8 protein-coding genes and 1 tRNA gene are annotated in these 12,940 nt (G+C 41.9%); 2 read left to right on the top strand and 7 right to left on the bottom strand.

Annotated features, from left to right (window positions below; genetic code table 11):
* Positions 1 to 5: 5 nt before the first annotated feature.
* The 6 genes from dppB to glyQ form a co-directional block, all read right to left on the bottom strand.
* Positions 6 to 1,025, bottom strand: coding sequence for a dipeptide ABC transporter permease DppB (dppB, locus tag G3341_RS01375; protein ID WP_154624365.1), 1,020 nt, complete (start codon positions 1,023 to 1,025; stop codon positions 6 to 8).
* Positions 1,026 to 1,202: 177 nt separating this feature from the next.
* A complete protein-coding gene (dppA, locus tag G3341_RS01370) occupies positions 1,203 to 2,813 on the bottom strand; it encodes a dipeptide ABC transporter periplasmic-binding protein DppA (protein WP_154624364.1) in 1,611 nt (536 codons plus the stop codon).
* Positions 2,814 to 3,347: 534 nt separating this feature from the next.
* Positions 3,348 to 4,973: a ShlB/FhaC/HecB family hemolysin secretion/activation protein gene (locus G3341_RS01365; protein ID WP_154624363.1), complete on the bottom strand. Its 1,626-nt coding sequence runs from the start codon at positions 4,971 to 4,973 to the stop codon at positions 3,348 to 3,350.
* A 293-nt stretch (positions 4,974 to 5,266) separates the two neighbouring features.
* A tRNA-Pro gene (locus G3341_RS01360) sits at positions 5,267 to 5,343 on the bottom strand.
* Between the two features lie 212 nt (positions 5,344 to 5,555).
* A complete protein-coding gene (glyS, locus tag G3341_RS01355) occupies positions 5,556 to 7,625 on the bottom strand; it encodes a glycine--tRNA ligase subunit beta (protein ID WP_163860541.1) in 2,070 nt (689 codons plus the stop codon).
* 9 nt (positions 7,626 to 7,634) lie between these two features.
* A complete protein-coding gene (gene glyQ, locus G3341_RS01350; RefSeq protein WP_154624361.1) occupies positions 7,635 to 8,543 on the bottom strand; it encodes a glycine--tRNA ligase subunit alpha in 909 nt (302 codons plus the stop codon).
* A gap of 204 nt (positions 8,544 to 8,747) precedes the next feature.
* Here glyQ and G3341_RS01345 point away from each other — a divergent pair, with 204 nt between their 5' ends.
* Positions 8,748 to 9,311, top strand: a complete 564-nt coding sequence (locus G3341_RS01345; protein ID WP_154624360.1) for a DNA-3-methyladenine glycosylase I — start codon at positions 8,748 to 8,750, stop codon at positions 9,309 to 9,311.
* Between the two features lie 205 nt (positions 9,312 to 9,516).
* Positions 9,517 to 10,773 (top strand): valine--pyruvate transaminase, encoded by a 1,257-nt coding sequence (locus G3341_RS01340; protein ID WP_154622815.1) that lies wholly within the window; start codon positions 9,517 to 9,519, stop codon positions 10,771 to 10,773.
* A gap of 224 nt (positions 10,774 to 10,997) precedes the next feature.
* On the opposite strand, the gene G3341_RS01335 is transcribed toward G3341_RS01340, so the two are convergent.
* Positions 10,998 to 12,656 carry a putative transporter gene (locus tag G3341_RS01335; RefSeq protein WP_163860540.1) on the bottom strand — a complete coding sequence of 553 codons (1,659 nt, stop codon included), beginning with the start codon at positions 12,654 to 12,656 and terminating at the stop codon, positions 10,998 to 11,000.
* Positions 12,657 to 12,940 lie beyond the last annotated feature (284 nt).

The following is a 12,940-nucleotide window of genomic DNA, read 5'->3' as shown; positions in this document are numbered from 1 at the left end:
GCTCCTTATTTTTTATGGCGAATACGTGGGTTAACAATGCCATACAGCACATCAACCACTAGGTTAACAAAAATAATCAGTGTCGCGACTAACAGAACACCACCTTGCACAACGGGGTAATCGCGGCGTTGCAACCCTTCAATCAACCATCGACCTAGGCCGGGCCATGAGAAAATCGTCTCGGTGAGGATTGCTCCTGCTAGCATTACGCCAACTTGGAGGCCAATAACAGTCACAACAGGCAATAATGCATTACGCAATGCATGGATCAGAATAACGCGTGCGCGGCTAACGCCTTTTGCCCTAGCTGTACGAATATAGTCTTCACCAAGTACTTCTAACATTGAGGAACGAGTCATACGTACAATGACCGCTAACGGTATCGTCCCCAAGACAATCGATGGCAGTATTAAATGCTCAACAGCATCAATAAAGTTGCCTTCTTCTCCCCAAATAAACGTATCAATTAACATAAAGCCAGTAAGTGGATATGAATCATCAAGGAAAACACTATCACTCACACGTCCAGATACTGGGGTCAAATCCCAGTGCACAGACACGAGCATGATTAGCATGATGCCCCACCAAAAGATTGGCATGGAATAACCCGTCAGTGATAGACCAATCGCTGTGTGATCAAAAATAGAACCACGTTTAACCGCAGCTAATACACCAACAGGGATCCCGACAGAAACAGCAAAAATCATCGCACAAATAGCCAGTTCCATTGTGGCTTTAAAGCGAGGGAAGAACTCATCCCACACCTCGATACGGCTCTTCAATGAAATTCCCAAGTCGCCATGAAATATGCCGTTAATATAATGAAGATACTGTTTCCAAAGAGGCTGATCTAAGCCCAATTCAGCCATTAGGTAAGCATGCCGTTCAGGCGATAAGCCCCTTTCTCCTGCCATAATCATCACAGGATCACCTGGAATCATATGCACAAAAGCGAAAGTGAGTAATGTAATACCGATAAACGTTGGGATAACTAATCCCAAGCGTCGGAGGATAAATTGCAACATATCCCGAATCTCTTTAATAATGCCTTTGACGGCTCTAAGTCCGTTTGGCTAATCAGAAGGGTGCTATTTCTTCTGCCTGCTCACAAAGAACTAAGTTTTCTGTTTCCCTGAAATTCAGAGGCGAAAACGCCCTTCGTTATCAGAGGATGACGAAGGGCTGTGACAAATTAACAACGATTATTTTTCAATATCGACGTTTTCAAAGTGGTGTTTGCCGAGTGGATCGACAACATAGCCCTTCACTTCTTTACGTACTGGTTCAAATACTGTTGAATGCGCAATGATTAAGGCAGGAGCTTGTTCATTCATAACAACCTGTGCTTGTTTGTAGAGGTCAACACGTTTGTTATGATCCGCAGTCATACGAGCAGGTTGGATCAGGTCTTCAAAACCTTGATAACACCATTTCGAATAGTTAGAACCTTGTTCTTTTGCCGCGCAGCTAAACAGCGTTGCAAAGAAGTTATCTGGGTCACCATTATCACCGGTCCATCCCATCATTACCGTTTGTGGCTCACCATCTTTGGCGCGTTTGAGGTATTCGCCCCACTCATAGCTCACAACTTTCGATTTAACACCAATTTTTGCCCAGTCTGCTTGGATCATTTCAGCCATACGGCGCGCATTTGGGTTGTATGGACGTTGTACAGGCATTGCCCACAGATCAATCTCAAATCCATTAGGGAAACCTGCTTCAGCTAACAGTGCTTTCGCTTTTTCAGGATTATATTCATAATCCTTCACATCATCGTTGTAACTCCACATCGTTGGTGGAATTAAGTTTTTCGCTTTTTGGCCAGCGCCTTGGTAAACCGCATCAATGATGGCATCTTTATTAACCGCCATTGACAAAGCTTGGCGAACTTTTTGGTTATCTAATGGTTTCTTCTCAACGTTGAAAGAGAGATAACCCACGTTCAAACCTGGCTGTTCCATTAGCGTGATATTTTTGTCTTGCTTCATGCGCTCTAGGTCAGCCGGATTTGGATACGGCATCACTTGGCATTCATTTTTTTGTAACTTCGCGTAACGGACAGAAGCGTCAGGTGTAATGGAGAAGACTAAACGATCAATTTTCGGTTTATTGCCCCAATACTCTTTGTTCGCTTTGTAAAGGATACGAGAGTCTTTCTGATACTGTTGTAACTGGAATGGACCTGTACCGATCGGGTTCAAGTCAACTTTTTGTGGTGTACCTGCTGCCAGCATTTGATCTGCATATTCAGCAGAAAGAATCGATGCGAAATCCATTGCCATATCGGCAAGGAATGGCGATTCAGGACGAGTCAATGTAATACGAACGGTATTGTCGTCGACTTTCTCAACTTTATCGATGATCTTATCCATATCCATTCCCATAAAGTATTCATAGCTACCGCCAGAAATTTTATGGTATGGATGATTTGGATCTTTTTGGCGCATAAAGGAATAAATCACATCATCCGCATTGAAATCACGACTCGGTTTAAAGTCCTTACTGGAATGCCATTTAACGCCTTTACGTAAGTGGAAAGTATAAACTTTACCATCTTCACTGACTTCCCAGCTCTCTGCTAATCCAGGCTCAATCTCTGTCGTGCCCAGTTTAAACTCAACAAGCCGATTATATAATGGAATTGAGCTAGCATCGTATGTTGTACCTGAAGTGAATAGCTGTGGATTAAAACCTTCAGGGGATCCTTCTGAACAATAGACCAATGTTTTTGCTTGCACAGAGGCAGAAACTGCAAGTGCTGAAAGTGTAAGCCCTACTGCCAATAAACCTGTCTTTTTGATTGAGAGCGCCATCTGTATGCTCCTGTGGTGTTCATGTGTTATTTGCTTAATGCCCTATCCATCATAGGAATGACAGATAAGGAATCTGTATTTTTTAGTTATTCATAGTGCAATTAATCAACTGTCACCCACTTCGTCAATAGTATGTCTCACTCCCTTCTCTACTAACTTATAACATTTTAGAAACATATATGGCGTGTTATTAGTCTATTGTATAGATACTCAACCAATAACGCAGAAGTAATAACCACAAAAACAGTATAGAATAGCTTTTTATCACGGGGTGATTTATTTTTATATTTGTGATTAAGTGCTGAATTACTGAACGAAAATAGTGTAACTTCTTAGAGAGTGCGGCATAAAGTTCTGAAGCATTATCGGCTAATAATCTGCTTAGCTTATTATTGTTTTGCTTGTTTTTTATTCACATAAAAATGAGCGCGCCATGATAATTTAACAATTTGTTCATTAGTTAATAACTTCAAAAAATGAATAACCCTCTTGATTCTATTCTTCCTACCTATTTTCATCTATTTAAGTCATGAGCTAATAATCAAAACTGACTTTAACCCCAAAGTTCACGTCATTAACCTTTAGCGCATCGGGATACCAAAGTGGAGCCTCAATAAAGAGCTTATAATCCATCCTTGCAAACCGCCCTTTTAGCCCTATCTCTGTACCGATTAAATGGTTTTCTTGCCACAAATTGGCTCGATCTGTTGACCCCGTTGCATAATCTAGCGCGCCATACAACTCAACGCCAAACCATGGTGAAAACCACCCCCATTCATTTTTGAATTTGAATGTATTATCCCCTCCATTTTCAATGCCTAAGCTATTTGTAAACCCTCGAATACCCAAATTTCCTGAAAGGCTATTCAGTTCAAGTAACGGATCAAGTTTTGAATGGCTGAGTTGAACTTCAAGTTCATGCCGGTGATACATGGATTGCCCCATTAAATTGAATATGCGCTGATAGTCTATTGATAATAAGTAGATTCGGGCCTGTTCTAGACCAGTGACTTGTGCTCGTGTGGAACCAAACCAATCAACATCTTGTTTAACGCTAAATGAAAATACCGCATTACCTTGTACAAAATCGCGTTTATGGCTGAGACCCAGTAAGAGATAACTGCTAAAACGTCGCTGAGTTTCTAAACGATACTGTTCTAAGAAAATATCAAGTGTTTGAATTTGAGTGCCTATACTCGCGGAGGTGGAACCCGTCCGTGTTCGATGAAGAAGGTACTCTGCTTGTAATGACAGCAAACGACTTCTCGAATCATAACGGATTTCCATTGCTTCGTTAGATTGTAGATATTGGTTCATGCTGTTTTCTTGATACCCCGCATATAAGGTCCATAACCAATAGTGGTAGGGCACAGAATATAAGATAGACGCTGACTTTAATGTCTTCTCTGCGCGACTTCCTATATCGCTGTCTACGCGGCCAAAAAAGAAATCATTGAGTAACAGTGGATTGGCAAGCATAACGACGTTGCTAATTCTATGTTTTGGCAACTGCTGCGATGCTTTCGACTCTAATAATAATCTCCCTTTAAAAGCCCTTATCGCCTGACGTTGAATAACTAATTGATTCAAATTATTGTTTTGGTTATCTGAAATAATATGAATTTGATGTCGAATCAATTGGGTATTATGAAGATTAGCAAGCCCTTGGTTGATGGGGTGAAGATGAATCACTTCCCCTTTTTGCAAAGGGAATGCAGAAAATAACGAATGGCTCTCATGACCCGTTTCTTGATGCACGATACTGCCGAGTTTTCCCGGCACCAATTCAACGCGTAATACCCCCAATAACAACGCTTGTTTTGGGTAATGAATATAGGATGTGATATAACCCAGTTCCGTTAATTGTGCATTCAAAAAATCGGCATATAACAGTAACGCTTCATCATTCACACATTGCCCTTCTACCCTTCTTTTCCATTGGCTCAAGCGTTTCTGTGTAATTAATGGAAATGGCGATAATGTCGAGAAATGAACTTGGTGGATTGCCACACAGGCCATTACAGGTTGCTGCATAACAGATCGAACGGTTGGAGTCTGTTTAAGCAAATGCTGTGCTGACATAGAATACTTATCAGCATAACAAGATGTGCACCTCAACAACACAAACAGCCCAATAAGCAGTATAGGTATCTCTTTCATTGACAGTATCCTTGTCATAAAAATTCCGTATAGAGGTCATCTACGACTAGCTACTGCATAGCGCATGACGATTGCGCCAACTAATGGTTAAGCAGACAGAGTACATCACTATAAGAACAGATTATGAACAAGAAAGACAACAAAGTTACTCCGAAAGATTGCGGTGAACCCGTCGGTGTAAAATAGTAAGGTTATTGCGATAATTTGTATTATCACGAGAGGACAGTTCGAAAAACGCATATGCGTCTATAAAGCAAAAAACCCCACCTCATTTGAGGTGGGGTTTTGGAATCTGGTCGGCGAGAGAGGATTCGAACCTCCGACCCACTGGTCCCAAACCAGTTGCGCTACCAAGCTGCGCTACTCGCCGAAAACGGTGTGAATCATACTGTTGCGAGCTCTCGCCGTCAACCCATTTTTCACTAAATTTGTTTGCATGATGATAAAACCATCAACTTGATGTGGTTTTTTAATCAATCCACCAATTTAGAGAGTCATAAGCGCTCACAAGTCTAACTTAATGAGCGCTTATCCGCATTGATGTGGTGATATAAACCATGCCTACCACCAACTCGTAACCACTTATTGCAGTAAAGAAATATCGGCTACTTTCAGGAACAGCTCACGCAATTGGCTCAGTAGAGTCAGACGGTTAATACGTACAGCCTCATCTTCGTCCATCACCATGACATCGACAAAGAATGCATCAACAACTTCACGTAGTGATGCTAACTCAACCAATGCATCTTGATAGTTACGCTCAGCGAACATTGGCTCTAGTTTTTCTTGTAATACAACAAGATGAGTAGCCAACTTCACTTCCTGTGGTGCTTTGAGCACAGATGCCAACACTTTATCAGCCAGTTTTTCATTCGACTTGCTCAAAATGTTAGACACACGTTTATTCGCTGCGGCCAATGCTTCCGCATCTTCTAATGTACGGAAGTGAGTTACCGCTTTCACGCGCGCATCAAAATCTGCGGGTGAGGTTGGGCGACGTGCCAACACAGCTTGAATAGTGTCAATGCTGTAGCCAAGCTCTTGATACCAAGAACGGAAGCGACCAAGCATAAATTCAACAACGTCATTAACCACATTCTTGTTCGTGAGCTTATCACCGTAAAGACGTACTGCTTCTTCTGTCATTTCAACCAGATCAAGCTGATAGCCTTTTTCTACGATAATACGCAAAACACCGAGTGCGGCACGACGTAATGCGAATGGATCTTTATCACCTTTCGGATGCTGCCCAATGCCGAAAATACCCGCTAAGGTATCCATTTTCTCTGCTAAGGCGAGTGCCGCAGAAACATCGGTAGAAGGGAGTTCATCACCGGCAAAGCGTGGTTGATATTGTTCTTTCAGCGCTAATGCGACATCTTCTGACTCACCATCGTGACGTGCATAATGCATACCCATTACGCCTTGAGTATCTGTAAACTCAAACACCATGTTAGTCATAAGGTCACATTTCGCCAATAAACCAGCACGTGTTGCATGATTGACATCAGCGCCAATCTTAGCAGCAATCCAACCGGATAATGCTTCTAAGCGCTCGGTTTTATCACGTAATGTCCCTAACTGTTGTTGGAACAGCACGGTCTCTAAACGCGGTAAGTTATCTTCAAGACGTTGTTTACGGTCGGTTTTAAAGAAGAACTCAGCATCTGCCAAACGAGGACGCACAACTTTCTCATTACCTGAAATAATTTGTTGTGGGTCTGAAGACTCGATATTTGCCACGAAAATGAAGTTCGGCATTAATTTGCCTTCATTATCATAAACAGGGAAATATTTTTGGTCCCCTTTCATGGTATACACCAATGCTTCAGCAGGTACTTCTAAGAATTTTTCTTCAAATTTTGCGGTCAGTACAACTGGCCATTCAACCAATGAAGCAACTTCTTCTAATAAACTGTCTGTTAAATCCGCTTTACCCCCTAAAGCAAGTGCCGCTTTTTCAGCATCCGCTTTAATAACCGATTTACGCTCCGCGTAGTCCGCAATAACCTTACCGCGCTCACGCAAGATCTCAGGATATTGGTCAGCACTGTCAATGGTAAACTCCGCTTCACCCATAAAACGGTGACCACGGATTGTACGACCACTTTTGATCCCCAGCACTTCCCCTTCAACAACATCGCTACCTAGCAATAATGTGACGGTATGAACAGGGCGAACAAAATGGGTTTCTTTATCCCCCCAACGCATCAGTTTAGGAATAGGTAATTTAGCCAAAGAGCGAGCCACCATATCCACTAATAATTCGCTCACGGCAACGCCTTTGACTTGAGCACGATAAAGGAGCCACTCGCCTTTATCTGTTTTTAAACGCTCAGCTTGGTCAACGGTAATACCACAACCACGCGCCCAACCTTCAGCGGCTTTAGTTGGCTGACCTGCTGCATCGAAAGCCGCAGAAATCGCTGGACCACGCTTTTCAACTTCACGGTCAGGTGAAGCATTGGCCAGATCTGCAACCTTTAACGCTAAACGGCGAGGAGCTGCAAACCAGCTAATCTCACCGTGTGCAATATCTGCACTATCCAATTCTGTCGTAAAGTTTGCCGCAAATGATTCAGCTAATGAACGAAGAGCCTTCGGCGGTAACTCTTCTGTGCCGATTTCCACTAGGAAAGTCTGTTGAGTCATGACAGCCTCTTAATTCTTGTGACACATAGGGAATCCGAGCGCCTCGCGAGAAGCATAATAAGCTTCGGCGACCCCTTTTGTCAGGGTACGGATACGTAAAATATAACGTTGACGCTCTGTCACTGAGATTGCTTTACGTGCATCCAGTAAGTTGAACGTATGAGCCGCTTTTAGAATGCGCTCATAAGCAGGAAGCGGTAGTGGCGTTTCCAATGACAGAAGGTGCTGAGCTTCTTTTTCATACTCTTCAAAGCATTTGAAAAGAAAGTCCACGTTGGCATATTCAAAGTTATAAGTTGACTGTTCAACTTCATTCTGGTGATAGATATCACCATAGGTTGTTTTGCCTAGCGGGCCATCACACCAAACGAGATCATAAACACTATCAACCCCTTGAATGTACATGGCAAGGCGTTCAAGACCATAAGTAATTTCGCCCGTAACAGGCTTACACTCGAGACCGCCAACTTGTTGGAAGTAAGTAAATTGCGTGACTTCCATCCCGTTTAGCCACACTTCCCAACCAAGGCCCCATGCACCTAATGTTGGGTTTTCCCAGTTATCTTCAACAAACCGAATATCATGAACTGTTGGGTCAATTCCCAACTCTTTCAAAGAGCCGAGATAAAGCTCTTGAATATTGTCAGGCGACGGTTTGATGATCACTTGAAATTGATAGTAATGCTGAAGACGGTTTGGGTTTTCGCCATAACGGCCATCGGTTGGACGACGGGAAGGCTGAACATAAGCCGCTGCAATTGGCTCAGGCCCTAACGCGCGTAAGCACGTCATTGGATGAGATGTTCCGGCGCCGACTTCCATGTCCAATGGTTGAACAATGGTACAGCCTTGACGCGCCCAGTAATCCTGTAGTGTCAGGATAAGACCTTGGAAGGTTTTGGTATCAAACTTTTGCATGTTAGATCCGCACGCGATACATATGATTTAAATGAAAGTATGTCAGTATACCCTTTGACCGCCAGATATACAGCACTGAATCTACGTCTATTTAGCCTATAAATAAAAAAACTTTACTTTCTCTCTTTAAAACTGGATATTTATCCAGTATAAATGAGCAACATTCTGCCCTAAACCGCTAGCCAATCCCCAAAAGGAGATCGTATGGATTCATCACTAACTCGCTGCCGATGGGTCAATCAAGACCCTGAATATATTGCATACCACGATAATGAATGGGGAAAGCCAACGAAAGATAATCTACAGTTATTTGAAATGATCTGCTTAGAAGGCCAGCAAGCAGGGCTGTCTTGGTACACTATATTAAAAAAACGCCAAGGTTACCGAGAATTATTTTATCAATTTGATCCCAGCCGAATTGCCATCATGAATGAAGAAGATGTTGAGCGTTTAATGCAAGATACTCGCATTATTCGTAACCGCGCCAAAATTAATGCGATCATTGCTAATGCTAAAGCCTACTTACAAATGATGGAAAATGGAGAAGACTTTTCCACTTTCCTCTGGCAATTCGTCAACAATACCCCCATTGTCAACCAGTGGCAGTGCCATTCTCAAGTTCCCGCCGAAACAGAACTTTCAAAAACACTCTCGAAGGCGCTTAAAAAACGAGGCTTTAAGTTTGTTGGCGCGATTACTTGCTATGCCTTTATGCAAGCGACTGGCATGATTAATGACCATTTAGTGGGATGCCATCAATATAAATAAATTAGAACTAAGCGGCGCTAGCTTCTTCATCAAAAGCAACATTCACTATACTTTAACTAATTTTAACATATATTAAACTTATAAATAATAAATACTTGGTTTTTTATCTGGAAGAGGGGTCACTTTCAGCTGTTGAACTCTCTTGTCGAGCGGAGTATGTTTTAAATTCCATTAACAAACTACTTAACATATGTGAATAAATGAGATGATATTTTCTAAATTCGGTAATAAGTTCGCTCAGAATTCAGGGATTTCAACCTTAATGAAAGACTTGAACGACGGTTTGAGAACCCCAGGTGCAATTATGCTCGGTGGCGGTAATCCTGCGCATATTCCAGAAATGGATGAGTATTTCCAAACTTTATTGTCAGAAATGTGTGCTAACGGCAAATTAACTGAGACTTTGTGCAATTATGATGGTCCACAAGGTAAAGATGCCATGTTGAAAGCGCTAGCAGCAACTCTAAAAGCGAAACTCGGCTGGAATATTAGTGCAAAAAATATCGCGCTATCCAATGGTAGCCAAAGTGCGTTTTTCTATCTATTTAACTTGCTTGCTGGTCGTTTTGAAGATGGTATCACGCGTAAGGTCCTATTTCCGCTAGCACCAGAGTATGTGGGTTATGCTGACTCTGGTTTAGATGATGATTTGTTTGTCGCAAATAAGCCTCAGATTGAATATTTACCCAATGGTCAATTTAAGTATCGCGTTGATTTCAATACATTGGAAATCACGGATGATATTGGTGTCATTTGCGTCTCTCGTCCAACAAACCCAACGGGTAACGTGATCACCGACGAAGAAGTTGAACATCTTGATCAATTAGCCAAACAACACAATATCCCCTTATTGATTGATAATGCATACGGCGTACCTTTCCCTGGCATTATCTTCAGTGAAGCAACCCCTTTTTGGAATGACAATGTCATTCTCTGTATGAGCCTATCAAAACTTGGCTTACCGGGAACACGTTGTGGGATCATTATCGCTAATGAAGAAATCATCAACGCTGTCAGTAATATGAATGGCATTATTAGTTTAGCACCAGGTGGTGTTGGACCAGCGCTAGCGTTAGAAATGCTGCAACGTGATGAGCTGATTTCTCTATCTAAAAATGTTATCGGTCCTTTTTACCAACAACGTGTCAAAGACGTGATTCAAATCATTCGTCGTTACATACCTGAAGATAGGTGTTTGATTCATAAACCTGAAGGCGCTATTTTCTTGTGGCTTTGGTTTAAAGACCTACCGATTACAAGTTTAGAGCTCTATCAGCGACTGAAAAAACGCGGTGTTTTGATGGTTCCAGGCCATTACTTCTTCCCTGGGCTTGAGGAAAACTGGCCTCATGCTCACCAATGTATGCGTATGAACTATGTACCTGAGCCGGAGAAAATTGAGAAGGGTATCGCTATTTTGGCTGAAGAATTAGAACTAGCTTATCAAACAGTTGAGTGCTAATACGCAAAAGTTAAATAAAAAAATAGCCCTTTTATTGAAGATAAAAGGGCTGAAAAAATTAGCGAGAACTCCGTAATCAAGTATTACATTACGAATATCATTCAACGATATTAAAGCACCTTTTGAATAAGTTCATTGCTTGAATAAGCACCATTTTTACCTCTATATACTCTCATACCCTATTTCTTCACAATCAGACTTAAGATTTTAAATAGTTCGTTATGTCACATCGCCCAAAATAAAATCGCCAGTAATTGCGGGGAAATGATACGTAAAAACATCGCTAAGGGATAAACTGTCGCATAAGAAAGTGCGGGCGCTCCACTTGTTGGATGAATATTATTCGCAAATGCTAGCGCTGGTGGATCCGTCATTGAACCCGCTAGCACACCACACAGACTGAGATAGTTCATTTTGCCAAAAATTCGAGCCACAAGACCGGTAATAAATAAAGGTACAAAAGTAATCAACAAGCCATAGCCAATCCATGTCAATCCGTCACCTTTAACTAAAGTGTCAATAAAGCCACCACCGGAATTCAGCCCCACAACGGCAAGGAACATCACGATACCAAGCTCACGCAATGCAAGGTTCGCACTTGGAGGCATAAACCAATATAAACGCCCTATTGTCCCAATACGCCCTAAAATCAGTGCGATAACTAATGGGCCTCCTGCTAAACCAAGTTTTAATGCCGCGGGAAACCCCGGTATAAAGAGCGGTATTGACCCCAAGACCACACCAAGGCCGATCCCGATGAATACAGGCAGCATTTGTACTTGCTGTAATTTATGTTTTGCATTACCGAGTAGAGCACTAACCGCCTCGATAGACTCAGGACGCCCGACTATATTGAGGATGTCACCAAACTGGAGAATCGTATTGTTATTAGCCACAAGCTCAACACCAGCGCGGTTCAATCGTGTTACCACGACATCATATTTCTGTTTTAAATTAAGGTCGCGTAGGCGTTTGCTGAGTACTGCATCATTTGTCACAACCACCCGTACTGAGTGCAAGACGGAACTTGATGTCGATAAGGAAGCATCAACTTCTTCCCCTAAGATTAAACGTACTTTATTCAGATCTTCTTTCTGCCCAACAACATGCAGTAAATCGCCTAACTGAATTTCTGTTGTGGGTTGAGGCACCATCAGCATTTCACCTCTTTTCAGCCTTGAACAAACAATCTCTTCACTTCCCAATAGCGGGATATCTTGCATCATGAGACCATCAAGGTTGGTGTTGCGAACAGCGATATTCATTGTTTGTAACGTTTCTCGTTGATGCATATTTTGATTGCTAAACGCAGACGCTTCTTTATCAACAGCAATCCTAAAAATGATACGTATCAACCACATCACAAGTAAAATACCGCAGATCCCCATAGGGTATGCCATCGCATATCCCATTCCCATTTGGCCGACTAAAGCAGGATCTGAACCTAAGTCAGTCAATATTTGCTGACCCGCACCTAATGAAGGCGTGTTCGTTACCGCACCTGAAAAAATACCTAAAATAATCGGTAAAGGGATATCGGCTAATTGGTAAATAATCGCCGTCACCACAGCACCCAGAACAACGATTAATAAGGCAAAACCATTCAGTTTTAATCCCGATACGCGTAGCGATGAGAAGAATCCAGGCCCAACCTGAATCCCAATTGTGTAAACGAATAGAATCAATCCAAATTCTTGGATGAAATGCAGCATGTGAGCATTTAGTTGTAAATCATAGCTTTGCGCAAAATGACCCACAATAATACCGCCAAATAATACCCCTCCTATACCAAGCCCAACATTACGGATTTTCCAATTACCTATCCATAAACCTAATGCAGCCGCTAACGCCAACAAACTCACAGTAAGAGCTAATTCACTCATAGACCGCTATCCTTTTGACGAACCGTCACTTACAAAACGTAACTTGAAAGGTGGTAAAACATACAACTGAATCGATTATGTCAAATAAAAACAAAGTAATATGTGCATTAGCCCACAGTTCAAAAGGAATTACATTTTGTTCAGGACACCTTTGATCAGCAATTCACTTAGTTAGGAAATAGTGACTTATATTTGTTAACTTTTCTTACAAATGAGGATATTGGTTTAAATCTTTATCTACACTTATAATACAAAAATAACGATTTGTATTATGCTCTGATTGT

This window comes from Providencia vermicola, assembly GCF_010748935.1.
In the GTDB taxonomy this organism is placed as follows: Bacteria; Pseudomonadota; Gammaproteobacteria; order Enterobacterales; family Enterobacteriaceae; genus Providencia; species Providencia zhejiangensis.
Note: the sequence above shows the minus strand (reverse complement) of the source record. Positions and strands in the feature narration are given on the sequence as shown.

Excerpts from the sequence above, each read along its gene's own strand:
- dppB (WP_154624365.1), bottom strand. The coding sequence starts at position 1,025 with ATGTTGCAATTTATCCTCCGACGCTTGGGATTAGTTATCCCAACGTTT.
- dppA (WP_154624364.1), bottom strand. The coding sequence starts at position 2,813 with ATGGCGCTCTCAATCAAAAAGACAGGTTTATTGGCAGTAGGGCTTACA.
- G3341_RS01365 (WP_154624363.1), bottom strand. The coding sequence starts at position 4,973 with ATGAAAGAGATACCTATACTGCTTATTGGGCTGTTTGTGTTGTTGAGG.
- glyS (WP_163860541.1), bottom strand. The coding sequence starts at position 7,625 with ATGACTCAACAGACTTTCCTAGTGGAAATCGGCACAGAAGAGTTACCG.
- glyQ (WP_154624361.1), bottom strand. The coding sequence starts at position 8,543 with ATGCAAAAGTTTGATACCAAAACCTTCCAAGGTCTTATCCTGACACTA.
- G3341_RS01345 (WP_154624360.1), top strand. The coding sequence starts at position 8,748 with ATGGATTCATCACTAACTCGCTGCCGATGGGTCAATCAAGACCCTGAA.
- G3341_RS01340 (WP_154622815.1), top strand. The coding sequence starts at position 9,517 with ATGATATTTTCTAAATTCGGTAATAAGTTCGCTCAGAATTCAGGGATT.
- G3341_RS01335 (WP_163860540.1), bottom strand. The coding sequence starts at position 12,656 with ATGAGTGAATTAGCTCTTACTGTGAGTTTGTTGGCGTTAGCGGCTGCA.